At 48.9% G+C, this 23,805-nt stretch carries 20 protein-coding genes; 13 read left to right on the top strand and 7 right to left on the bottom strand.

The genetic code is table 11. The features are described 5' to 3' along the window. The first annotated feature begins 172 nt into the window (after positions 1–172). On the top strand, positions 173–1,642 hold the full coding sequence (gene lpdA, locus EYQ01_10550) for a dihydrolipoyl dehydrogenase (GenBank protein ID HIE66225.1): 1,470 nt from the start codon (positions 173–175) through the stop codon (positions 1,640–1,642). Positions 1,643–1,758: 116 nt separating this feature from the next. Here lpdA and EYQ01_10545 read toward each other — a convergent pair whose 3' ends face one another. Together EYQ01_10545 and EYQ01_10540 are read right to left on the bottom strand one after the other, a co-directional pair. After that, positions 1,759–2,532 carry a flagellar motor protein MotA gene (locus tag EYQ01_10545; GenBank protein HIE66224.1) on the bottom strand — a complete coding sequence of 258 codons (774 nt, stop codon included), beginning with the start codon at positions 2,530–2,532 and terminating at the stop codon, positions 1,759–1,761. Between the two features lie 5 nt (positions 2,533–2,537). Continuing rightward, complete coding sequence (locus EYQ01_10540; GenBank protein ID HIE66223.1) at positions 2,538–3,194, bottom strand: PAS domain S-box protein; 657 nt, start codon at positions 3,192–3,194, stop codon at positions 2,538–2,540. A 533-nt stretch (positions 3,195–3,727) separates the two neighbouring features. Here EYQ01_10540 and EYQ01_10535 point away from each other — a divergent pair. Further along, positions 3,728–4,135, top strand: coding sequence for a hypothetical protein (locus EYQ01_10535; protein HIE66222.1), 408 nt, complete (start codon positions 3,728–3,730; stop codon positions 4,133–4,135). A 48-nt stretch (positions 4,136–4,183) separates the two neighbouring features. On the opposite strand, the gene EYQ01_10530 is transcribed toward EYQ01_10535, so the two are convergent. Then, positions 4,184–5,482: a spore maturation protein gene (locus tag EYQ01_10530; protein ID HIE66221.1), complete on the bottom strand. Its 1,299-nt coding sequence runs from the start codon at positions 5,480–5,482 to the stop codon at positions 4,184–4,186. A gap of 820 nt (positions 5,483–6,302) precedes the next feature. On the opposite strand from EYQ01_10530, the gene EYQ01_10525 reads away from it, so the two are divergent. Next, complete coding sequence (locus EYQ01_10525) at positions 6,303–6,722, top strand: DUF4399 domain-containing protein (GenBank protein ID HIE66220.1); 420 nt, start codon at positions 6,303–6,305, stop codon at positions 6,720–6,722. Positions 6,723–6,838: 116 nt separating this feature from the next. Here the strand turns inward: EYQ01_10525 and EYQ01_10520 are convergent, their stop codons facing one another. The 3 genes from EYQ01_10520 to EYQ01_10510 form a co-directional block, all read right to left on the bottom strand. Next, entirely contained in the window at positions 6,839–7,336 is a 498-nt protein-coding gene (locus EYQ01_10520) for a hypothetical protein (protein HIE66219.1), read from the bottom strand. Positions 7,337–7,377: 41 nt separating this feature from the next. Beyond that, entirely contained in the window at positions 7,378–8,127 is a 750-nt protein-coding gene (locus EYQ01_10515; GenBank protein ID HIE66218.1) for an ABC transporter ATP-binding protein, read from the bottom strand. Between the two features lie 77 nt (positions 8,128–8,204). Further along, a complete protein-coding gene (locus tag EYQ01_10510) occupies positions 8,205–9,926 on the bottom strand; it encodes an ABC transporter permease subunit (GenBank protein HIE66217.1) in 1,722 nt (573 codons plus the stop codon). A 175-nt stretch (positions 9,927–10,101) separates the two neighbouring features. Between EYQ01_10510 and pdxA the strand changes: the two genes are divergently transcribed. From pdxA to uvrB, 10 genes are all read left to right on the top strand, one after another. Beyond that, positions 10,102–11,157, top strand: a complete 1,056-nt coding sequence (pdxA, locus tag EYQ01_10505; GenBank protein ID HIE66216.1) for a 4-hydroxythreonine-4-phosphate dehydrogenase PdxA — start codon at positions 10,102–10,104, stop codon at positions 11,155–11,157. 7 nt (positions 11,158–11,164) lie between these two features. Continuing rightward, complete coding sequence (gene rsmA / locus EYQ01_10500; GenBank protein HIE66215.1) at positions 11,165–11,980, top strand: ribosomal RNA small subunit methyltransferase A; 816 nt, start codon at positions 11,165–11,167, stop codon at positions 11,978–11,980. Positions 11,981–12,251: 271 nt separating this feature from the next. Then, a complete protein-coding gene (locus tag EYQ01_10495; GenBank protein ID HIE66214.1) occupies positions 12,252–14,417 on the top strand; it encodes a DNA translocase FtsK in 2,166 nt (721 codons plus the stop codon). Positions 14,418–14,497: 80 nt separating this feature from the next. Then, the gene (locus tag EYQ01_10490) at positions 14,498–15,226 is read left to right on the top strand and encodes an outer membrane lipoprotein carrier protein LolA (protein HIE66213.1); all 729 of its coding nucleotides are present in this window, start codon (positions 14,498–14,500) and stop codon (positions 15,224–15,226) included. A 51-nt stretch (positions 15,227–15,277) separates the two neighbouring features. Next, entirely contained in the window at positions 15,278–17,635 is a 2,358-nt protein-coding gene (locus tag EYQ01_10485) for a hypothetical protein (protein ID HIE66212.1), read from the top strand. Beyond that, entirely contained in the window at positions 17,632–18,453 is an 822-nt protein-coding gene (locus EYQ01_10480; GenBank protein ID HIE66211.1) for an AAA family ATPase, read from the top strand. Before EYQ01_10485 ends, EYQ01_10480 begins: the two co-directional genes overlap by 4 nt. Positions 18,454–18,847: 394 nt before the next feature. After that, complete coding sequence (locus tag EYQ01_10475) at positions 18,848–19,789, top strand: PhoH family protein (GenBank protein HIE66210.1); 942 nt, start codon at positions 18,848–18,850, stop codon at positions 19,787–19,789. A 12-nt stretch (positions 19,790–19,801) separates the two neighbouring features. Further along, the gene (gene ybeY / locus EYQ01_10470) at positions 19,802–20,266 is read left to right on the top strand and encodes an rRNA maturation RNase YbeY (protein HIE66209.1); all 465 of its coding nucleotides are present in this window, start codon (positions 19,802–19,804) and stop codon (positions 20,264–20,266) included. A gap of 6 nt (positions 20,267–20,272) precedes the next feature. Then, complete coding sequence (gene ftsY, locus EYQ01_10465; protein HIE66208.1) at positions 20,273–21,190, top strand: signal recognition particle-docking protein FtsY; 918 nt, start codon at positions 20,273–20,275, stop codon at positions 21,188–21,190. Positions 21,191–21,266: 76 nt separating this feature from the next. Further along, positions 21,267–23,258 (top strand): excinuclease ABC subunit UvrB, encoded by a 1,992-nt coding sequence (gene uvrB, locus EYQ01_10460; GenBank protein ID HIE66207.1) that lies wholly within the window; start codon positions 21,267–21,269, stop codon positions 23,256–23,258. Positions 23,259–23,313: 55 nt separating this feature from the next. Here uvrB and EYQ01_10455 read toward each other — a convergent pair whose 3' ends face one another. Then, positions 23,314–23,583, bottom strand: a complete 270-nt coding sequence (locus EYQ01_10455) for a DUF4321 domain-containing protein (GenBank protein ID HIE66206.1) — start codon at positions 23,581–23,583, stop codon at positions 23,314–23,316. Between the last annotated feature and the right edge of the window lie 222 nt (positions 23,584–23,805).

Raw genomic sequence — 23,805 nt, 5'->3', positions numbered from 1 at the left:
GTGTATCTGACGCGCTTCTTTTCATGACTATACCCTGTCTGAAGGATAAAAGGGAATGAACATCTTCGCATGATCGCGGCTGTTTGCAGCCTGAGAAGACATCATGTATCATGACTGAGGCCGCAACCGGGCTTTAGTCATATCCATGTCTTTTCCTGTTTGATGATCAAGGATGATTCCTATGAACCAAATTCTTTCTTCTGGCGCAGAAAGAGGTGCGAAAGAGACGCTTCATGCCGAGGTTCTCGTCCTTGGATCGGGGCCGGGAGGCTATACGGCAGCCTTTCGGGCTGCAGACCTTGGGAAAAAGGTTTTTCTTGTGGAGCGTTATGAAACGCTTGGCGGGGTCTGCCTGAATGTCGGTTGTATTCCTTCCAAAGCCCTTTTGCATATGGCCCAGGTTATCAATGAAGCGGAGGCGATGGTCAAACAGGGCATTTACTTTGGCAAGCCGAAAATTGACCTGGATCAATTGCGTTCTTTTGAGCAGGGGGTTGTTCAGAAGTTGACACGCGGCCTGTCGACCCTGGCCAAAAAACGGGGAGTGCAGGTTCTCCGCGGAACAGGACGATTTATTTCGGCCCATTCGCTTCGTCTTGAAAATACTAAGGACGCGCGAGGCATCTCATTTGATCAGTGCATTATCGCTGCGGGGTCTCATTCGATCAAACTTCCGGTCTTTCCCTGGGAAGATTCCCGGATGATTGATTCGACCGACGCCCTGGCGCTTATGGATATTCCCGGGCGTCTGTTGGTGGTGGGGGGAGGGATTATTGGTTTGGAAATGGCCTGCGTCTTTCAATCCCTGGGTTCCCGTGTCAGTGTTGTTGAAATGACGGATCAACTGATGCCGGGAAGTGATAAAGATTTGATCCGGCCCCTGCATAGATATCTTTCAGCACGATATGAAACCATTCTCCTCAATACCCGCGTTACGGAGATTCAGTCTCTCGAAGAGGGACTGAAGGCCTCTTTTGAAGGTCCGGATGCGCCAAAGGACACGGTTTACGACCGCATCCTGGTGTCCGTGGGCCGCGCACCAAATGGCAATAGGCTCAACGCAGAAGCGGCAGGCGTCCAAGTGGATGCAAAAGGGTTTATCCCTGTCGACAAACAGCAACGCACCAACATCTCTCATATCTTTGCCATCGGAGATATTGTGGGTCAGCCGATGTTGGCACACAAGGCCACACATGAAGGCCGGGTTGCCGCCGAAGTTTGTGCCGGAATGAATAGTGCTTTTAACACGAGGGTCATTCCGTCGGTCGCCTATACCGATCCGGAGGTCGCCTGGGTCGGACTGACTGAGCAGGAAGCAACAGATCGCGGCATCGCCACCGGTAAGGGGATTTTTCCCTGGGCGGCAAGCGGACGCGCATTGGGATTGGGTCGAAGTGAAGGACTGACCAAGCTCCTGTTTGATCCGGAGACAAAGCAGATTATCGGGATGGGTGCGGTTGGGGTCCATGCCGGAGATCTGGTTTCCGAAGCCACGTTGGCCATCGAGATGGGTTGCACGGCTGAAGACATCAGCCTGACCATCCACCCCCATCCGACGCTGTCGGAAACAGTCGCCATGGCCGCAGATACCTTTTCCGGAACGATCACCGATCTCTACCTCCCGAAGAAAGGGAGGGGTTAAAGAAAAATTGCGGCATACTGAATCATTGGCGTAACGCTTTGGTTTCCTATGCCGTTCCCATGGTTTCTCTTTCTCTTTCCTGAAAGCTCATCTTCATATATTTCTTCCGGATCTCCTCAAAACTTCTCTGGTGGTTCGGACGGTCCGAGGGGGTCAGGAAAGAACAGAGTTTTTTCTCGAGGGTATAGGTGTTTTGCGCGCTGCTGATGGCCATGACGCCGCTGACGATAAGCTTTTGGAGCAGGAGTTCTTCTTGTGTGCGGATATATATATTCGGCAATGGGAGTGAGGATAAAATTACTGAATAATATTCCGTAAAGGGTCGAGGTTAAAGCAATCGGGATTGTTTGAATGATGACATTGGCATCCCCGATATTGGAGAGCATCCCGATCAGGCCGATGACGCTTCCGATAATCCCGAAGGCGGGTGCAGCGCTTGCCATACTCCTGAAGACCCTTTCGTTCTGCTCCCGCCTTTGCTTGAAGAAGTACATTTCTGTGTAAAGCACCTCTCTGATCTCATCTTCTCTGTGGCCATCGACGAGGGCATTCAAGGCATCTTTTAGAAAAGAAGTGCCGGAGCGACCGAGTGATTTTTCAAGAGACAGGATGCCGTCATAGCGGCTTCTGACGGCCAAACCGAGCAGGGCCTTGATGATGCTGTCCTGACTCGGAAGTTGGGTCAGATAGGCGTTTCGGGCTACAAGAAACGCGGACCTTATCCTGAAGAAAGGATAGCTCAGAAAGATAGCCCCAACTGTACCGGAGATTACCACGAGTAGGGCAATCAGGTTAAAGTATAAGGGGATGACATTGTCATCACCTAGAAGAAAACTGAGCATAAACACAAGTATGCAGATGAATGCGCCTATAAAGTTAGTGGGTCTCATGTTCGTTACCTCGTCGGGTTCACTGTGTAGTTGTCCCTGGTAATGATTATTTCTACACGCCTGTTTTTTTGCTTGTTCTCCTCCGTGGTATTCGGAGCGACAGGCCTGTACATGGAATGGCCAAGGACGCTAAAGCGCCCGGGTTCAAGGTCGCCTGCTTCGATCAGGTACCGGGCCACTCTCGATGCGCGGATCACTGAAAGTTCCCAGTTTGTTTGGAAAAGCGTACTGCGTATGGGAAAGTTATCTGTATGTCCCACAACATGAATCTCGTTCTGTGTTTTTCCCAGGACATTCTTTTTTTTGATACCCGTAATCCGTTCCATCGTCGCATTCCAAAGGGTGTAGCGACATTCACTGTCGAAGGCCAGTATGCCATCAATGCTGCTGTTGATGAGGTTTTCATAAAACCCCTTTTGGAATCGAGCCTTCTCCTCCGCCAGCTTTTGTCTGGTGATCTCAACTCTGAGACAAACGAGAGCGACAAGAAGACCTCCAAGGGCCAAACGAAAATATATTTCCATCCCATTCGGGGTGAGTAATTGTTCAGAAAACGTATGTTTCTGAAATAGAAAAGCATCAATCGCGGAATCTAGGATCCAAAATAGCAACCCTAAAACCGCTCCAAGCAAAATCGAGTGATTGGCAATTTTTTTTACCATGTCTTCTTTCGGTATCGAGACTGAGGATATTCAGTAAATACTGAAACTCTCTCGGAAAGGTTTATGGGGTATTTCCCTTGTCTGTTCTAGAGTTTCGTTGTTTACAAAAAGATCCAATACTGGCCCAGAGGTCATTTCTCAATTTGAACGGTGCTTCGCGCAGTTCCTCTCTGACTTATTATCGGAAAAATTAAAATAAAACTTAAGGCTCAAGAGAAAATATTTATAAAAGCAATTCATCCTGGACTCTCATGATATCGTCGATTCCTCTGAGAATAACGCGTTATTGGCCAAAGGACTCCGGTGAGTAGGCCTTGGTCGTCCTTTGGCCTCTGGCCTTATTTTTCAGCAGACTTGACGGTTCACCCTAAGATCAATCGCGGAACTTGGGATGTGAACTAGATGATTAACATTTTTTTTTATTGAAGGCACGAGACATTATTAGTATAGTCATGAACAAATAAATTTCGATGTATATCAAAAATGTTCCCATCCATTTTCACTGTTGCAATGTATGATTTGAGAACATCTGTATGAGGTCTCATAAAAAGAACTTTCGGGCCGGAGTCACTCTTTTATTGTTCAGTGCTGTTTTTTCGGCCACGCTTTGTCTGGGCTTCAGTCTTGCGAGAGAACTTCCTCTGCTTGTCGAACTCTCTGATCTTGGAGACATGCACGATGGAATGAGGATTACGATTTTTGGATGGGTCCAGTCCGGCGAGGTCAAGACGGGACGCCGGGGAAGTTTATACTTGGATCTTATTGTGGGCGTGGGAGAGGATCGCGTTACAGTAGTGATGACCAAACCCGCGAGCAATATTTTGAACCGCAGGGTGATCGTTCAGGGGATCTATCATAAAGAAGGCAGCTTTGGGGGACATCAGAAGGAACACTTTATTGATGCAGAAACGATTGTCAGAGACTGGGGTGATGAGAAGTAAGGTAATAACCCTTGAGGAAGCTCTGATTATGGCGTTCATCCAGGCACATCACCCATACAAGTAAGAACATGCGGCAACCGCGCCGATGATCCCGGCCGCGTCGGCGGTCAGTCCGGCGAACAAGGCATGACGGGATCGACGTACCTGTACCGCGCCGAAGTAAACGGCCAACACATAGAATGTTGTTTCCGTGGACCCCTGTAGGGTGCTGACCAGGATCCCGATGTAACTGTCGGGACCGATGGCCGGGTTGTTAATGGTTTCCGCCAAAAGGCCAAAAGCACCGGAACCGGAGAGCGGTCGCATCAGGGCCATCGGCAAGGCTTCTGCGGGCAGACCGAGCATTGCCGTGAAATGGCCGAGGGTTCCGATGAGAAGGTCCATTGCCCCGCTGTGGCGAAACATGCCGACTGCGACCAGGATGGCGACTAAAAAAGGAATGATTTTTATAGCAACATTAAAACCGTCTTTTGCTCCTTCTACAAAAACTTCGTAAATGTTTACCCCGCGGGCGAAACCAAAGGCCAACAAACCCACTGCCAGACCCGGCACAATCCAGGGGCCAATTTCCTTGCCATAAACGATTGCAAGAGGGATGAAGGTAAGCAGTCCGCCCAGAGCGAGGTAAGAAACCCAGCTCGGATAAGCACCGGAGTTCTCCTGTGGGGTTCGTTCTCTTTCACAGGTGGAGTGGGGGGGGGGCTCTTCTGATTGAGGTGGTTCCGGCAAATGGGATACGGGTGAAAATCGCTGATATGTTTTCGCAGCGATAATGGCTGCAGTGGTTGAGCAGAGCGTCGCAAAGAGCGTTGTGGCCAGAATGCCCGCTGGGTTATTGGAACCGGCGGCGGCTCGCAAAGCAATGACTCCGGTCGGCAGCAAGGTGACGCTGGAGGTATTGATCGCGAGAAACAAGGCCATGGCGTTGGTTGCCGTCCCCTTCGTGGGGTTCAGTTTATCCAACTCCTGCATGGCGCGAATACCGAAAGGGGTTGCCGCATTGCCCAAGCCCAAGGCGTTTGCCGAGATGTTCATGATCATCGCTCCCATGGCCGGATGATCCGCCGGGACATCCGGGAAGAGCTTTACCATGAGGGGTCGGACCACACGTGCGATAATCCGTAGCAGTCCTCCTTCCTCCGCCACCTTCATCAATCCCAGAAAAAAGGCCATAATTCCGACCAGGCCGAGGGCGAGTTCGACGGAACCCTTTGCCGAAAGCACAATCCCCTCCGTTAAGGCCTGCATCGGGGAAACGGCATCCACCCCCGTGGTGTCCCACATCAATTGATGATACCCGGTTGTAAAAAAAGCAATCAGGATGAGGAGGAAAAAAATAATATTCAAAGGGTGACCTCAGATCTGTGATCAATATTAACGATTTTAGGCTTCCAGTCAACAACAGATTTGTTCTCCGTTTCTTCCGTTTTTTTCTTGACACTATATCTTGTATAGAGATGAAGAAGGTCCCAATGATCATTATTTGGGCAATGTGTTGATTGGCCTGAATGATAAGAGGAAAGTGGGGATCAAAAGGGTGTATCCACAATGTATCCACAGGAATTGTGGATAAATAAATAGAGTATTCTGAGGGTATAAATGAATTATTAGATCAATGATATCAGATCATTACAGTAAAAATGAACATTAAAACTCTCTAATTTATTGAATTTACCATGACCTTCTCAACAAGTTGATATTAATCAATGAATTATGGCGTGAAGATCAGGAAATTCCTCGATTTATTTGCTCGCCAAACCGGCCCGCAGGAGAACACGCATTGTTATGTTTTGGGGTTCATCTCTTTCTTGGTACGGGACAGAGGCTTGACCCTGAAATCGATTGAGTTATACAATGAGACTCTCTCATCTATAAGCGCATCTAGCGAGCTCAGGCTCCATGCTCCTCGGGCGGGGTTTTTCAGAACCTTGTTCGGGATGACAGAAGAATGGTAAAGGAAACTTCTAAGGAAGCTCTGATTAAGCCTGGCTTGAGTTTTTAAGAGGATAAAAAATTTCGATCCAAGGCGGAAATTGAAGAGGATCGTTCTCGCGAAGCCATAGCCGGCTATTTTCAAGATTTGCAACGCAGAAGCGGGACATTTTTGCCCGGAAAAAACAATTCATGACTTGTTCAGACCTTTCCTAAGGTAAAGGAGGTAATCATGATGAAGAAGGGGTTTTTGATCTTGGCGATATTCATTCTTATTTTTCCATTCATTACGCATGCACGCACACCGTCTCCGGAGGGTGCACTGGTATATATCATCTCTCCTGCGGATGGGGAGGGGGTTCGTAATCCGGTCATCGTAAAATTTGGTTTGCAAGGGATGGGCGTCGCTCCGGCAGGAGTGGACATGAAAAACACGGGCCATCATCACTTGCTTATCGATGCAAAACGGTTTCCTCCTTTGGACAAACCGATCCCTTCAGATAAGCATCACAAACACTTCGGCAAAGGTCAGACAGAAATCGCCCTCGAATTGTCACCCGGAACACATACTCTTCAACTTGTCTTTGGGGATAAATCTCATATCCCTTTCGATCCACCTTTGGCATCTGGAGCAGTCACTATTCTGGTGAAGTGACTGCTATTGTATTATAGCGGCGATTCGCTGAACGTGGTGGAAGAGACAGGAGAGTCGGCCATTTTGTTTCTTTTCATTATGGATGTCGTTTTGAACAACCCTGCTCAAGGGTTATGTTATGCGCAGGAAGGGAAGGATTCTTCGTCCAGGTAGAGTGTCTGGGTGTCGTCGTTGTATCCGAGGAGTTCGGCGTATCTTCCCCAATTGACGATTGTTTTAAAGAGTCCCTCGATGTTTTCATGAGGAAGGAAACGTGAAAGCTCCTCCAAGGTTGATTCCCGATCCAATCGACCCTCTGTGGATTTTTGTAAAGCGTTCACGAGACGCTGTATGAGTTCCAAGTTTTTGAGTTGATCTCGAATCATCAGCTTACGCTGGCCTATTTTGCTTTTGATCAGTTTTTTCCCAAGATCAAGAATGACAACATCGCCTCCCGGGGTCTCAGCAAAACCGAGCATCTCGGCCATTTTAATAATGGAAAGCAGTTCTCCCGATTCGTACTGAATGGCCTCCGCCAGCTTATAGATGTCTTCCCTGCCGTGTTCGTCATCCAGATATTCCAGTAATCCGATGACTTCGCTTGCAGAAACTTCAGGTAGAGGTTCAATTTGCATGGATGCTCCTATGTAATAATAAGTAAATAACCGATATTATGCTACGCCATCAGGGAAAAGATACGATCCGTTAATTCATTGACCGCTGCGTCGTTCTTGTCGCGAGGCCGGGCAAGCTTAATCGGAATGTCGGCAAGCAATGTCCCGGGATGAGGCGAAAGAACCAGAACCCGGTCCGCCATCAGGACGGCCTCTTCAATGATATGAGTCACCATAATAATGGTATTCACTGCCATAGACTTATCCTCCCACAACATCAGAACCTCTTCGCGCAGGGTCAAAGAAGTCAAGGCATCGAGGGCGGAGAAAGGTTCGTCCATACAGAGAAGTTTTGGCTCGACTGCCAAAGCCCGCGCCAATCCGACCCGTTGTTTCATTCCGCCCGACAGTTCCCGGGGATAGGCCTCTTCAAAACCGTCCAGACCGACTTTGTCTATAAAGTGGATCGCCCGTTCTCTTCGAGCGCTTTCTGAAAGTCCGCGGGCCTCAAGACCGAGTTCTATATTTTCCTGGACGCTCAACCATGGAAAGAGTCCGAATGACTGAAAAACCATGGCGGATTCCAGATTCACGGAGTCCAACGTCTTCCCTTTGTAGCGGATGTCTCCATCTGTTGGCGAAATCAGACCTGTTAAAAGGCGAAGCAGGGTGCTTTTCCCGCAACCGGACGGACCGACCAGGGCGATAAACTCCCCCTCTTGGATGCGAAAAGAGATCTCTTTGAGAACCGGCATTAAGACGCGGTCCTGGCGAAAAGATTTGAAAACTTTTTGAATCTCCAGAAGATCCATTGATGATTGATCCAATCCTATCCTGAAACAATATTTGCAGCGCGCTCCCGGGTCCGTCTCGAAGGGGCATGTGCGACTCAATACTCAAATTTATAGCGCGTTATGGCGTAAAGATAAAGCCTTCTCCAGAATAAACGATTTAATAATGCAATCGTGATGATCATGGCCAGAAGTGTAAAGAGAATCATGCGAGTGTCTCCGGCCTCGTAGATGGCACGGTCGAGCATCGCGCCGATGCCGATAACGGAATAGGTCTTTTGTTGGTAGACGATATATTCTGAGACAATAAGGGCGTTCCACCCGCCTCCCCAGGCCGTAATACTCCCGGTGATCAGAGAAGGGAAAACGGCCGGGAGATAAAGCCGCTTCCAGTACTGCCATTTCGTCAGTCCGAAGGACCTTGCAGCCTCTTTAAGATCGCCGGGAATACTCCGAACGCCGCCGATCAGGTTGAAGAAAAGGTACCATTGCATTCCTGTTAAGATCAAGAGGATTGCGGCCCCGTTCATTCCTCCAAAAGTATTGATGGCGAAGAAGATGAAGAAAGGGAAGAGCGCGGGGGCGGGGATGGCGGCGCCAATCTCAGCCAACGGAGTAAATATGCGAAAGGCTCGGGGATTTTCTCCCACCCAGATCGCGGCGGGCAGGGTCCATGCCAGGGCGATAATGTAAGCGATGGTCAGCCTGAGGAATGAAGCAAGGATGGCCATTGGGATCATGCCCACTTCCGGGGGAAACGGGGGCGTGAGTCCCTCGATGAGCAAAAGGACACTCTTTCCAACACCGTAGGAGATCAGGCCGACAGCAAGAATTCCGATTCCTTTTAGAGCGATGAGGCCGATTTTACCGCCCGTGGTTGAAATCGGGGGCTTTTTGTGTTGAGGAGAAGGTTTGGGATGCCCTGGTAAGGGGTGGGGTTGTTGCGCGATCCGTGTCGAGGAAAAGAGCTTCAGGGAGAGGAGTTTCCGGTACCATTGCAGGACAAAGGAAGCGGAAGGGGTGGTAGATGAGGAAGATTCATAGCGGAACTTCTCGCTCCAGACCGAAAGCGGTTTCCAGATAAAGAGGTGGAAGAAGACAATAATGAGAATAAGAACAGCTAATCCGGAACAGGTTCGGATGAGTTGACCCGTTTCGGTCGATTGAATCAGAAAACTCCCTAATCCGGGGAGGCGATGTTTCACCGGGCCGATGGCGATAATTTCTGCGGCGATTAAGAAATACCAGCCCCCGGACCAGGAAAGCATACTGCTGTAGACCAGTTTCGGGATGCAGATTGGAAAGATATTTTTCCTGAATCGAAGCCAGCCGCGGACACAGAAGGCGTCAGAGGCCTCGGCCAGATCTTTAGGCAGGGTCTTGAGTGATTCGTAAACGCTGAAGGCCATGTTCCAGGACATTGATGTGAATATTAAAAAGATGCTGGCTGCTTCAATGCCCCATCGACTTCCCTGGAACAGGTTGATGAAAAATAAGACCGCGACGGGAAAAAATCCCAGGATTGGAATAGACTGAAGAAGATCCAGCACCGCGATCATCGGCCCTTCGGCCTTTTGAACAGTTGCGGCAATATACCCATAGATGATTGAGAAAACGAAGGAGATAAGGTAGGCAACCGACATTCTCAGGAGGGAATAACTTGCGTAATAGGGGAGTTGCGAGATCGTCGTATCCAGGGTGACCTCGTTTTCCGGAAACGCGATCTGTTGACTCAGCGCGTAGAGAAGCCCGGAGAGGATCAGGATGCCCATGCCAAACGCTGTCTTGCGAATGATTTCTTTCTTGAGTTGTTTCTTCATTTGAAAGACCCTAGCAGAATAAATAAATAAGTTCAAACGAGGTGACAGGACCCAAAACGTATTCAGATGTTCCGATGATGCCTGTTCGGTTTAGACATTTTTGACATCACTTTTCGAGGAATGATAAGATCCAGACACAGGTATACAATTTTAAGATAATCAGGAGGAACAGTTTTTGGGAATAATGAACGAGATTGATAAGCCGATCATCGCGATCACCATGGGAGATCCCTGCGGGATCGGACCTGAAGTGATCGTAAAAGGCTTGCTGGACAAAAAGATTTATGACACATGCCGTCCCTTTGTTATCGGAAATGCCGACTGGATGATGCAAGCCGCTTCTCATTTTGCTCCGTCGCTTGATGTTTGCTCGATAAAAGACCTTAAAGATGGACGCTTTGAGGCGGGGATGCTGGATATTCTTGATCTTGCTCAGGAATTAGGCCCCTTCCCGTTCCAGTACGGGAATCCCCATCCGGCGGCCGCTTCCATGGCGCTCAGCGCGATCATCTTGGCGGCCCGGATGGCACTACGGAGTGAGATTGACGGGATCGCGACGGGTCCGATTCACAAGGAGCAGATGCAGAGGATTGGTTTTTCCTTTCCGGGTCACACCGAGTTTTTTGCAGATATGGCGAAGACAGACGCCTTCGGAATGATGATGGTCGGGGGCGGGTTGCGGATCCTGTTGACGACGATTCATCTTTCATTAAAAGAAATGATCGGACAGATCAAGAAGGAACGCATCTATGATGCGATTCGTCTGACTGCGGCAAGCCTAGAAAGAGATTTCGGCTGTCAGGAGCCGCGACTCGCCGTCGCGGCTTTGAATCCGCATGCCGGGGAGAGAGGCATTTTTGGAGATGAAGAAAAACGAGAGGTCCTCCCCGCGATAGAAATGGCCCAGGCGGATGGAATCGGGGTAAGTGGCCCCTACCCGGCAGACACTCTTTTTTATCAACTGAAGCAGGGGCGCTTCGATGCTGCGGTCGCCCTTTACCATGATCAGGCCTTGATTCCAATCAAACTTCTTGCTTTTGGCTCTGCGGTGAACGTGACGGTAGGTCTACCCTTTGTCCGGTCTTCTGTAGATCATGGCACTGCTTACGATATTGCCGGCCAGGGGGTGGCGGATGCAGGGAGCCTTCAGGAAGCCGTCCGACTGGCCGTTCAGATGGCTCGTCATCGGGCTGGATTTCTAAGGCGGTCAGCCCAAGGGCGTATAGATTGATATCAACATGAAGACCGCACCAAATACCTTTACCCGCCCCAGAAAATCATGGGGACAGAACTTTCTGATTGATTTCAATATTCAGAGAAAGATTCTCGACCTGGCAGAGATAAAACAGGGGGAGAAGGTCATCGAAATCGGTCCTGGACGAGGGATGCTGACCCGGGGATTGCTCGAAAGAAGGGCCCTTGTGACCGCGATCGAAATTGATCCTCACCTGGTTGAGCGCCTGAAAAGGGAGATGCCCTCCGTCGAAACGCCGAATTTTGACCTTGTCCTGGGAGATGCCCTTCGATATCCTTATGAAGCAATTCAAGGGACTTATAAGGTTGTAGCGAACCTTCCCTACAACCTTTCAACCCCGATTCTGTTCCGTCTTCTTGAAGAACATCGACAGATAAGAATGATGATCCTGATGCTCCAACGCGAAGTAGCCGACAGGTTGGCCGCCCAGGTTGGAACAAAAAGTTATGGAGCACTGACGGTTACCGTTCAATATTGTGCGGATGTTCGTGCCGCATTTGATGTTCCGCCTGGCTGTTTTCGGCCCCGTCCGAGGGTTCATTCGACCGTCATTCTCCTTACACCCCGGTCTGAGGGCCGGATGCCTGTTCAGGACGAGACTCTCTTCCTGAAAGTGGTGAAAGGGGCCTTCGCCTACCGAAGAAAAAGGGTTGTAAATTCTCTGGTTGAAAGCGGGTTTTCAAAAGAGATCGTTCTGTGTTCCCTTGAAAAAATAGGTCTTGATCCAGGGAGAAGAGGGGAAACCTTCACTTTGTCAGAGTTTGTGGCGATGGCCAAAGAAATCAGCCGCCTCATCTGAAACCGCCGATGGCTGGCGCGAGACCCATCCGCCTGCAATACTGCGTTATCGAACATAAGGGCTCCTCAACATACAGGGAGGATGTCTCGATCGTCCTTATGTCCTCTGGCCTTGTCTTTTAGACGACTTGCCGATTTCAGCCGGTGTTCTTACCAGGACTTCTGACAAGGTCAACTTGTTTGATTATAGGATCGATCTGTGATAAATTTAATTCATTTTTGTGGATCGTGAGATTGGGTTTATGGCCTCAAAAGACACCGACTTTGACTATATGAATGAAGTCGCGGGAACGCTCCTTGTTGTCCTTGGACTTCTTATTGGCGTGAGCCTTCTGACCTATCATTCAGAAGACCCCTCATTTCTCTCAATCTCATCCACATCGATTGTTCAAAATGCAGTTGGCAAGGTGGGTGCTCACCTTTCCGCCCTGTTTTTTCAGTTGTTCGGGGTCGGTTCCTATTTTTTCCCGTTGTTTTTGACCGCCTTGGGTGTTCGCTTCTTTCAGAAGCGCGAAGGATTTTTCCATAAAAAGATTATTGTGGGGGGATTTCTCTGGGTGATTACCCTGTCCGCTTTGGCACACCTGGAATGGCTTGGTTTTTCCCGACTGGTTTCTCTCGATCAAAAAGGAGGTATTTTCGGCCGTTTCCTGTCGCAATTTCTCCTGGATTATTTTGCTTCATTTGGAACCGCAGTCCTCTTGTTTTCCTTGTTTCTGATGGGGGGAATCCTTCTCTTTTCCTTTTCCCCTCAGAAGGTGCTGAATCGGTTCATTACCGGCCTGCAAGTGATCAGGCAACTGGGCCTGGTCTCGGCGTCCCCATCCGAAAAGAAAAGGGGTCGACGATCTCCCTCCATCCAGAATGGAGAACGTGAGAATAATCGGGAGGAGGGACCGGCTATTGCCAATCCGCCGCCTCGTATTGCGGTGCCCCCAAAGCAGGAGACCTTTACCTTTGTGAGTGAGGATGCAGGAGACTATCGTCTCCCTCCGCTTTCTCTTCTCTCCGATTCCTCCCGACTTCCCAACGCAAGATCTAAGGAAGAGTTGATCGTTCAGTCTCAGATCCTGGAAAGGAAGTTACGCGATTTTGATGTGGAGGGACGGGTCTCACAAGTTCATCCCGGGCCGGTGATTACGATGTTTGAATTTGAACCGGCACCTGGGGTAAAGCTGAATCGAATTATAAACCTGAGTGACGATTTGGCCCTGGCCATGCGGGCGCTTCATGTCCGAATCGTTGCCCCTCTCCCTGGAAAAGCCGCTGTCGGCATTGAGATCCCAAACTATAAAAGAGAAGAGGTTGGTTTAAAAGAGGTCTTTGCATCTCCCTCATTTAACCGGATTCAATCCAAACTTCGGCTTGCACTGGGGAAGGACATCTTTGGAAACCCCCTGGCAACCGATCTGGCAGCCATGCCGCATCTTTTGATTGCGGGTTCAACCGGGTCCGGAAAGAGTGTTGGATTAAACAGTATGGTTCTTTCAATCCTCTTTTCTGCGACGCCGGCAGAGGTCAAGATGATCATGATCGATCCGAAAATGCTTGAGTTTTCACTTTACGACGGGATTCCTCATTTGGTGACGCCGGTGATCGTCCGCCCGAAGGCCGCTTCTGATGCGCTCAAGCGGATGGTGGTTGAAATGCAGCGCCGTTATCAGCTCCTTGCTGGGAAGGGGGTTCGGAATATCGACGCATATAATAAACGTCTTCTCAAGGACAAGAAGAAAAAAGGGCGGTCCATGTTGGAAACAGACGATGAAGGATCGGCCGTCGAGGAGAGTCCATTGCCTTATATTGTTATTCTTATCGATGAACTTGCGGATCTCATGATGGTGGCTCCACGGGATGTTGAAGATTCAATCGCCCGGCTCGCCCAGATGGCCCGTGCTGCCGGAATTCACTTGATATTGGCAACCCAGCGTCCTTCTGTAGATGTCTTAACAGGATTGATCAAGGCCAACTTTCCGGCGCGAATCGCGTTTTGTGTCTCGTCAAAGACCGATTCGCGGACCATTCTTGATGCAAACGGCGCTGAGCAGTTGCTCGGGAAAGGAGATATGCTCTATCTCTCGGCGGGAACAGGAAAGATAGTCAGGGTGCATGGTTCCTACGTTTCCGAAGAAGAAGTGAAGCGAGTTGTTGGATTCATTAAGGAGCAGAGTTCACCCCTTTACGATTCTGCCTTTACGGCTCCCGTGTCTTCAGGAGATCTCGCCACGGAGGACGACAGGGACGAGTTTTATGAGCGGGCACGAGAGCTGGTCATTGGGACAGGACACGCGTCGGCCTCTTTTATTCAGAGGAGGATGAGAGTGGGATACCCCAGGGCTGCACGCATCATCGAGATGATGGAAGAAGATGGGCTGATCGGTCCGGCCGTAGGGGCAAAACCGAGAGAGATCCTGATCAGAAGAGAGGAACAACCTCTCTAAGGCATTATTAAGTTATTCCTGAAACATGCCGATTAGGAAGAGAGGCCTCTCCGATGTAGGGTTCTACAAAAGGAGTGTTTGTGAACATGTATAGCGAGTGGAGTCCCCTCCGTTTTAGGGCGGGGTTTTTCAAAAGAATATTGTTATTGTCATCCGTGCTTGCCCTTGTTTTTCCCGCATTTAATGTGCTTGGGGAAGAAGAACTCAAGGAGACAAATAACATAAATGATATCGTCGCCCAGATTCATGAAACATATGATAAAATGGAAGACTTCAAGGCCCGTTTTGTCCAGACCGTTGAGATCTTTGATTTTAATGTTCCGTATGTCTCCAAAGGGAATCTTTTTATAAAAAAAGGGAAGATGCGCTGGGATTACCATGAACCCAGTCGGCAGCAGATTTTTGTCGATGGCGGTGGATTCCATTATTACGTTCCAGAACATAAACAGGTCATCCGGAGCCGTGTTGGCGGGCGTTCAGATGTACATCTTCCGCTCCAACTTCTTTCGGGTCGAGGACAACTCAACGAAGACTTTGATCTTTCTTTTGAAGAGGAAGGGTCTTCTGTGAAAGGTTCGGTTTCTCTTCGGCTGGTTCCAAAGAAGAAGATGGGGCTCATCAAGATTGTTATTCGGGTCGCGCCCTCTCCTCAAATTGGGGGCTTGATGATACATGAGGCGGTCCTGCGTGAAGAAAATGGGAATATATCGACCTCTACGTTTGAGGGAATTGAAATAAACAAGGGCTTAGAGGACAACATCTTTGTCTTTAAAATTCCGAAGGGGGTCGAGGTCCTTGATGCGCCGTAAGGGGAATGTGATCATTGTTTATAACTTGCTTCAGGGGACTTCCAGTTGGCTATGAGTAAAAGTGCGATCATTGAAAAGGCCCAGAAACTGGCCTCCAAGGGAAATATTAAGGAGGCCATCAAGGAGTGGCGGAAACTTCTTTCGGATTCGCAGGACAATGGCAATATCTATAATGCCATTGGTGACCTTCAGTTAAAAGCATATATGAAAGAGGATGCGATTACGGCTTACCTTGATGCGGCAAGTGCCTTCAAGGAGGCAGGTTTTGACTTGAAGAGTATTGCCCTCTACAAAAAAACCATCAAAGTTGACCAATCCCGCCATGATATTTATGAAAAACTGGCCGATGTCCATGCGGAACGCGGCCTGGTTGGAAACGCGATTAGTGATTACCTCAAGGCCGCGAAGTATTATGTGAAGCAGGATGATGTTCGTGCTTCATTGGACGTTTACCGAAAGATGGCCAACCTTGATCCTGAGAATTTTGACATTCGTATCAGGATTGCCGATATGTGCCAGAAGGAGGGATTCGAGAAAGAGGCCGTTGAAGAGTTTGGCAAGGTTTTCACGTTATATGAAGGAAAAGGGATGACCTCAGAGTCTGAAGAGGTGCGGGAAAAGATCTTAAGTCTCGATCCCGATTACTTTGAAACCCTCAGTGCTTCCGCGATAGCCTCTCCTTCTCAGGATGGTTCTGAGAGCTCAGATGGAGAGATGCTCGCCGCTGAAGACTCCGAATCACCTGAACTGGTTGGACCTGATTTGCCTTCGGAATCTCCTAAGGCGGTGGAGGTTCTGGAACCTGTAATACCGGAAGAGGGTTCTCAGCTGACAGCAGATGGATTGTCTCAATTTGAAGTCTCTTTACCCGTCAGAGAAAGTGTAGTAGTGGAAGAAACATCGGATGAGAAGGCCTTGCCGGTGAGAGAGGAGGCCTCTCATGCCGATGCGATGTCTGGTCCTGACCCACAGTCTCCAAAGAAGATTACGGAGTCGGCATTTAAAGGGTATTTGACGGAAGCCGAAGTTTATTTTAAATACGGCTTAAACAGTAAGGCCATTGACCAACTCCTTCTCGTTTCTAAACTGTGCCCGGACCGTGAAGAGCCTCATTTAAAGCTAAAAGAGATCTACATTCAAGAAGGGATTACGGAAAAGGCGATTGAGGCATGTTGCACCCTGGCCCGTATTTTTCATGCAAAGGGGGACGAAGAAAATGTTAAAGAGACCCTGAATGAACTCTCCCTGCTCGATCAGGATGGAAACTACCGGCAAGAGCTTCATGATGAGATTCTTGCCTTTGAAAATATGGCGATATCTTCAGATGTGGAGCTTGGTGAAGGTCTTTCTCCCGTTGTGGAAGCTGAATCAAAAGCACCAGAGAGCGAGATGGGTTTCGATTTTGCGGATGAAGTTTCTTCAGGGGAGATTCAGGAGGAGGACAAAGAGGAAGCTAGGGGAAAAGAAAAGGAATCCTCTGAGTGGGATCTCGAGCCGGTTGAACAGGAAAGTGCGGAAGATTCTGAAAAAGATGCCCTTGAGTCGGTGGAGGGAGAAAGTCCCTTGTCTGAAGCCGGAGCTTCTTCTTCGGATGTTGAGAGGTCTTTAGAAGAAGGCCTCGTGCAGGAGGAAGGGGTTTCTTTTTCAGAAGAGATTGAGTCCTTTTCAGCGAGTGCCGCACAGGATACTCTTGTAGATGAGGTTCCTGTAGAAGAGGTTTCTTTTGAAGGAGTCTTAGAAGGCGAGGGCTCTGGCATCACATCAATGGAGGATGCGGTATCTGCGCCTGTTGTGGAACCCACCGAGGAAACTGTTGCGGAAACTGAGGAGAAAGAGGAGTATATTAATCTCGCTTCGATCTTGAGTGAAGAGCTTGGAGAGGAGATGGAGGAGTCATCTGGTTTTGATGACACTCTCTTGGAGGGGGCCTTCAAGGAACTCAAAAAAGAAGTGGATTCGACTCATAACGAGAAAGATATGGAAACCCATTATGACTTGGGGATTGCGTATAAAGAGATGGATATGATCCCTGAGGCGATAACGGAGTTTGAATTGGCTTCGCAGGGGGACAATCGATTTCAGGATTCTATGATTATGCTGGCCGCTTGTTATCGTTCCAGGGGTGCGATGATTACTGCAATTAAGATCCTTCAAGATGCCCTGGAAGATCCACGGTGTGCAGTTAACAAGCGTGTTCCCCTGTTGTACGAAATGGCAATTATGGTCGATCTTGCCGGAGATAAAAAGAAGGCGGGGATACTTTATGAGGAGGCCTATCAGGCTGAGCCGGACTTCCGGGATGTTGCAAAAAGAAGGCAGCTTAACGAAGAGGAGAAAGATGGTGTCCCCCTCGCGGAATCGAAATTACACATGAAATCGAAGAAGAAAAATAGGATTTCTTATATATGAGCTACCTTGAATACTATAAATTAAAAAACCAGCCGTTTAATGTTGCGGTGGACAGCCGGTTTTATTTTAACAGCAACCAGCATTCGCAGGCTCTGATAAAGTTGAAATACGCTGCTTCGGAAAGAAAAGGTCTTGCTGTCCTGGTCGGGGCGATTGGGACTGGAAAAACCACTCTGGCCCATAGACTGCTAGAGGAACTCGACGAAAAAGAGTTTGAGTCTGCTCTTCTCGTTGTCATTCACAGCGCAATCTCTTCGGAGTGGCTTTTGCGCAAGATCGCGATACAGCTTGGGGTGGAGGATCCCCTGGAGGGAAAAATTGATCTTTTGAGCCAACTTTACAGTCGCCTCGTAGAGATTTATGATTCCGGGAAAAAAGCCGTTGTCTTGATTGACGAGGCGCAGATGCTTCGAAGCAAGGAGCTCATGGAAGAATTTCGGGGCATCCTGAACATAGAATTGGATGACCAGAAACTGATCACCTTTGTCTTCTTTGGGCTGGCTGAGCTGTCTTCGAATCTTGCCCTCGACAAGCCGCTTCAGCAACGCATTGCTGTTCGGTATGAGCTTAAGTCGTTCCCGAAGAAAGTCACAGAGGAGTATGTCCAATACCGCTTGAATGTGGCCGGGGTTGATGATGGACTCTTTACAAAAGAGGCCTTATCCGCCATTCATGAGTATTCAAAGGGCTTTCCCCGGTTGATCAATATTATCTGCGACAATGCTCTTTTTGAAGGGTTTCTTCGAAGGCGTTCTGTGATTGATCAAAAGATGATTGAGGAAGTCAGTTCTGACCTCGACCTCGTTGATACAGCTTGATGACAAAACAGGGTAAGGATTTGGCCAGCCGCTCTGTCATCCTATGATTTTGTTAGGTGGTCTTACTGAATCATTACAAAACGCGGAAGGTTGCCATGCCCCTTCTCCCTCCTCTCGCCTCCATGGAAATAGTTTCATGAAATCTTTCCGGAGCCCTCTCCTGTGAGAATGCCGGAAATCATCTCGTTTTCATCCAAAAAACTCTGAAATTGGTGAGGTTTCTGACGCACCTTGTCTTTTGAAAATCCGATTGTTATAATATGATTCGGACCTGTAGTGACCATCATCCTGGGGGAAATGTTTCTCGTTGAATAAGGTTTTTCAGGGAAAAGTAAGCCTAGAGAAAGGGACCGACATTTTTTCCCTATACGGGAGTTATGATCGGAACATCAAGATGATTGAGGGTGCCTTTGGTGTAAGATTTTCGGCCAGGGGTGAAGAGATCACGATCCACGGGAGACCCAAGAAAGTCCAGCAGGCAGAAAAGACCCTTTCCGTATTGTCCTCTCTCCTGAAAGAGGGCTTTCGCTTGACGGAGGAAGATGTTGGGCATGCCATTCGTGCTTCCCGCGTTTCCCGCATCGAAGGGGAGGGGGGAGTGCCTTCTCCGTTTTCAGAAAAACCTGTTACAGAATCCGATTCGCTTGCTCAAGCGGCTATTCCCTTGTCGAGAAAAAAGAAGTCCATTATACCCAAGACGCCTGCTCAGAAAGAATACATTGATCATATTAATAAGTTTGATGTCGTTGTTGGGATCGGCCCGGCCGGGACTGGCAAAACTTATTTGGCGATGGCCATGGCCATCTCGGCCTTACAGCGTAAAGAAGTGGATCGCATTATCCTGGCCCGGCCCGCCGTTGAGGCAGGAGAGCGTCTTGGATTCCTCCCGGGGGATATGTATGAAAAGATCAATCCCTATCTCCGCCCACTCTATGATGCCCTGTATGATATGATGGAGGTGGATCGGGCGAAAGGCCTCCTGGAGCGGGGAGATATCGAGATTGCGCCCCTGGCCTTTATGCGCGGGCGGACCCTGAATGATTCCTTCGTTATCTTAGATGAAGCGCAAAATGCGACGTCTGAACAAATGAAGATGTTTCTGACCCGTCTCGGTTTCCGTTCCAAGGCGGTGATCACGGGCGATGTGACGCAGGTTGATCTTCCGTCCGATAAACCCTCGGGTCTTATTGAAATCCAAGATGTTTTGGAGGGTATCCCGGGCATTCAATTTTCCTATTTTACCGAAAAAGATGTCATTCGGCATCGCCTGGTTCAGGAAATTATAAAGGCCTATGACCGTTTTGATGGAAAAAAAGTGAAGAGAAAAAAGAAGTAAGGCCTTTTCCGTATGACACCCCCGATGCAGATCACCATCTTGAATCGACAAAGAAAATATCCCCTTGACCGTGAGAGACTGTTGCGATGGACAGGCCGGGTCCTTCAGGAGCAAAAACTAAATGGCGAGGTCGGTCTTGTTTTTGTGAATAATCGTCAAATCAGGGGATATAATCGTGACTACCGAAAACGAGACGCCCCGACCAATGTCCTTGCGTTTCCGATGCAGGAAGGGATCGGGAGTGGTCTCCATCCGGAAGTGATTGGAGATGTGATGATTTCACTGGAAACTGTCGAAAAAGAGGCGCTCCTTTATGAGCGGTCGATGCAGGAGCACTTGTTGATTTTATTGATTCACGGACTCCTTCATCTGTTGGGATATGATCATGAAGTATCGGTTTTTGAGGCCGCGAGAATGCGGCGGCGGGAAAAACGGCTGTTCCAGATCATAAGCGATGAAGGCTTGCTGGGAGGATAGATGTCAATGGGGTTTCTGGAGAAATTGGGCAAAGGATTGAAAGGGACCCGAAGTTATTTTTCGGAGGGGGTTGCCGCGCTCTTTTTGGGTCGCCCAACGATTGATGCAAATACCCTCGACCGCCTGGAAGAACTTCTCATCGGTGCGGATTTAGGGGTAGAGGTGACAGAGCGCTTTCTGGCGGACCTGAAGCCCTGTGTTGAAAGAAAAGAGGTCTGCGACCTCGTTTCACTGAAGAAGAAGCTCAAATCATTCATGGTATCTATTCTGGAGAAAGGAAGGCAGGAAGAACCCGATTCGGCCTCTCCTTGGGTGACTCTCTTTGTCGGGGTCAACGGCGTCGGAAAGACAAGCACTATTGGGAAGAAGGCCCAAAGACTGAAAACAGAGGGACGCCGGGTTGTTCTCGCGGCTGGAGACACCTTCCGAGCCGGGGCCGGTGAACAGTTGGCTCTCTGGGGGGAACGCACCGGAGTGGAAGTCATCCGCCATCGCCCGGGCGCAGATCCGGCGGCCGTGGCCTTTGATGCCGTGAGTGCCGGTCTGGCACGTAAGTCAGACCATGTTCTTATTGACACGGCTGGCCGTTTGCAGACCCGAAACAACCTGATGGAGGAATTGAAGAAGATAGTCCGGGTTCTTGGCAAGGCCATGCCGGGAGCGCCCCATGAAAAAATCCTGGTACTCGATGCCACCACCGGGCAGAATGCCCTTTCCCAGGCAAGACTTTTTAATGAGGCGATCGGGATCACGGGGATTATCCTGACGAAGCTTGACGGCACAGGGCGGGGCGGAATTGTCATCCCGATTGTAGAGGCCCTTGAAGTCCCGGTCACCGAGGTTGGTGTCGGAGAAGGGGCGGACGATCTGATCCCCTTTCATATCGAATCATTTGTAGATGCCCTTTTTGAAGACAGCCCCTAAAGTAAAACCATCCTGCCTGACCTTCTTCCGTCGGAGTGAAGAGGAAAAACCACACTGTTCCCGTAAAGGTATCTGAATGTCACCATTTAAACTTTATTCTGATTTTGAGCCGAAAGGGGATCAGCCGGCTGCGATCAAGGCCCTCACGAAGGGAATCTCTCAAGAGAAGCGGCATCAGGTCCTATTGGGGGTAACCGGCTCTGGGAAGACCTTCACGGTGGCAAATGTCATTCAAGCGGTACAGAAACCCACTTTGGTGATTGCCCATAATAAGACATTGGCGGCACAGCTCTACCGTGAATTTAAAGAGTTTTTTCCGGAGAATGCCGTAGAGTATTTTGTCAGTTATTATGACTACTATCAGCCGGAGGCCTACCTTCCTCATACCGATACCTTTATCGAGAAAGATGCCTCAATCAATGATGCCATTGATCGGATGCGGCATTCGGCGACACGCTCTTTATTGGAGCGAAATGATATTATAATTGTTGCTTCGGTCTCCTGTATTTATGGTCTGGGATCACCTGAGGCCTACCACGGAATGCTCGTCTATCTGGAAGAAGGCCGGGAGAATAACCGGGAGGCGGTTCTCAAAAAGTTGGTTGAGATTCAGTATGAAAGAAATGATTTCGATTTCTACAGGGGGACCTTCCGGGTTCGCGGCGATGTCATTGAAATTTTTCCTGCTTCGTCTGATAAATACGGCATCCGGGTCGAGTTTTTCGGAGATATGGTCGAGGCCATCCATGAGGTTGATCCACTCCTGGGTTCAGTCATCCGGCGTCTCAATAAAGTGGCAATTTACCCTGGGAGCCACTATGTGATTCCCCCGCAACGCATCGAGACGGCCCTGTGCGGGATCGAAGCGGAACTTCAGGATAGGATTAAGACCTTTCATGACCGACAGATGTTGGTGGAGGCACAACGGATCGAGCAAAGAACAGGATTTGATCTGGAAATGATACGGGAAATCGGTTATTGCCAGGGAATCGAAAATTACTCGCGTTACTTCTCCGGTCGAATGCCGGGTCAGCCACCGCCGACACTACTCGATTATTTTCCAAAAGATATGCTCTTACTTATAGATGAAAGCCATGCAACCGTTCCACAAATCGGAGGGATGTATGAAGGAGATCGCGCCCGGAAAAAGAATCTGATCGAGTATGGTTTTCGCCTTCCTTCCGCCATTGATAATCGTCCTTTGACTTTTAAAGAATTTGAAGGGTTTATGCGGCAGGTGATTTATGTGTCGGCGACTCCCGGACCTTATGAGATGGAAAAAGCGAAAGAACAGGTCATTGAGCAAGTCATTCGCCCGACCGGATTGGTGGATCCGGAAATTTTTGTCCGGCCTGCAAAAGGGCAGGTGGATGACCTGATTGGAGAAATTCGGGAAAGGGTGGCCCAGTCTGAACGGATTCTTGTGACGACGCTTACAAAAAGAATGGCAGAAGATCTGACTGACTATTACCAGGAAGTCGGGATCAGGGTTCGATACCTTCATTCTGATATTAAAACGATTGAACGGATGGAAGTGATTCGTGATTTGCGACGCGGTGAATTTGATGTCCTGGTGGGCATTAATTTGTTGCGTGAGGGCCTCGACCTGCCAGAGGTCTCGCTTGTTGCAATCCTTGATGCGGATAAAGAAGGCTTTCTCCGGTCGCATCGTTCACTCATCCAGACTGCAGGAAGGGCGGCCCGGAATGTATCAGGGAAGGTCATTTTATACGCGGAAGTAATAACAAAGTCGATGCGGATGACCATTGATGAAACCAACCGTCGCCGCCATATTCAAGCGAAATATAATAAAAAACATCACATCACGCCTGTATCCATCCAGAAAGGAATTTCGGAGACCCTCCGGCAGGAGCTTGATTCCGATGTTCAGGCTGTTTCCGTTGTTGCGGAGGAAGGCGTGTCTTATATCACAAAAGAGGACCGGGGCGAACTCATTCAGAGCTTGAACCACGACATGAAGGAGGCGGCAAAGAAATTGGAGTTCGAACGGGCAGCTGAAATTCGTGACCGGATCCGGTCACTGGAAGAGATGGAACTTATGGAGTAAAAGACGGCATCTGAATCGTTACAAAAAAATCGATTAAGATCATAAGCTTTCTTCCTTAGGCCTGCTTGTAGGTATAAATGGAAAGGATGATGCCCAAGAGACTGAGAAGATTGATCCGAAATGTAAACCCAATCGTAAAGGTAATTAAGCGAAGGTCCAATACTGCCGGAGGATTAATCCCGACTTGATATCCTTTTAGAAAGATATCCTGTAAGAGTCCGGACGGGGAGAAAAGGAGAAGAATCTCTCCCATGACCCCTCCTAAAAGACCCCCGACGAGTATAAAGAAAATTAAAGTCCATGGTGTTTTATTTAAAATAGCCATACCGGATCTCAATTTGAAGGCTATCTTTTTTTGCAGGGGATGTCAAGGATTATAAAGCGCCTCGGCAGGTAAATTGTTATAATTATTGGTAAAAATTGACAAGATTCTCATGGAAAGGCTAGATTAACCGGTAATCCTCCCTAAATATAAAGGTGCTCAGAAGTAGAATTTTCCAATATAGTAATTTAGGAGGAGAATCTACGATGAAGAGATCAAGATTTA

Source organism: Candidatus Manganitrophaceae bacterium (assembly GCA_012960925.1).
Lineage (GTDB): Bacteria > Nitrospirota > Nitrospiria > SBBL01 > JAADHI01 > DUAG01.
This window is presented reverse-complemented; position numbering and strand designations above follow the sequence as displayed.

Excerpts from the sequence above, each read along its gene's own strand:
- EYQ01_10455 (HIE66206.1), bottom strand. The coding sequence starts at position 23,583 with ATGGCTATTTTAAATAAAACACCATGGACTTTAATTTTCTTTATACTC.
- EYQ01_10480 (HIE66211.1), top strand. The coding sequence starts at position 17,632 with ATGAGCTACCTTGAATACTATAAATTAAAAAACCAGCCGTTTAATGTT.
- ybeY (HIE66209.1), top strand. The coding sequence starts at position 19,802 with ATGACACCCCCGATGCAGATCACCATCTTGAATCGACAAAGAAAATAT.
- EYQ01_10510 (HIE66217.1), bottom strand. The coding sequence starts at position 9,926 with ATGAAGAAACAACTCAAGAAAGAAATCATTCGCAAGACAGCGTTTGGC.
- rsmA (HIE66215.1), top strand. The coding sequence starts at position 11,165 with ATGAAGACCGCACCAAATACCTTTACCCGCCCCAGAAAATCATGGGGA.
- EYQ01_10535 (HIE66222.1), top strand. The coding sequence starts at position 3,728 with ATGAGGTCTCATAAAAAGAACTTTCGGGCCGGAGTCACTCTTTTATTG.
- EYQ01_10525 (HIE66220.1), top strand. The coding sequence starts at position 6,303 with ATGAAGAAGGGGTTTTTGATCTTGGCGATATTCATTCTTATTTTTCCA.
- EYQ01_10520 (HIE66219.1), bottom strand. The coding sequence starts at position 7,336 with ATGCAAATTGAACCTCTACCTGAAGTTTCTGCAAGCGAAGTCATCGGA.
- EYQ01_10475 (HIE66210.1), top strand. The coding sequence starts at position 18,848 with ATGATTGAGGGTGCCTTTGGTGTAAGATTTTCGGCCAGGGGTGAAGAG.
- ftsY (HIE66208.1), top strand. The coding sequence starts at position 20,273 with ATGGGGTTTCTGGAGAAATTGGGCAAAGGATTGAAAGGGACCCGAAGT.
- EYQ01_10515 (HIE66218.1), bottom strand. The coding sequence starts at position 8,127 with ATGGATCTTCTGGAGATTCAAAAAGTTTTCAAATCTTTTCGCCAGGAC.
- EYQ01_10495 (HIE66214.1), top strand. The coding sequence starts at position 12,252 with ATGAATGAAGTCGCGGGAACGCTCCTTGTTGTCCTTGGACTTCTTATT.
- EYQ01_10545 (HIE66224.1), bottom strand. The coding sequence starts at position 2,532 with ATGAGACCCACTAACTTTATAGGCGCATTCATCTGCATACTTGTGTTT.
- uvrB (HIE66207.1), top strand. The coding sequence starts at position 21,267 with ATGTCACCATTTAAACTTTATTCTGATTTTGAGCCGAAAGGGGATCAG.
- lpdA (HIE66225.1), top strand. The coding sequence starts at position 173 with ATGATTCCTATGAACCAAATTCTTTCTTCTGGCGCAGAAAGAGGTGCG.
- EYQ01_10485 (HIE66212.1), top strand. The coding sequence starts at position 15,278 with ATGAGTAAAAGTGCGATCATTGAAAAGGCCCAGAAACTGGCCTCCAAG.
- EYQ01_10540 (HIE66223.1), bottom strand. The coding sequence starts at position 3,194 with ATGGTAAAAAAAATTGCCAATCACTCGATTTTGCTTGGAGCGGTTTTA.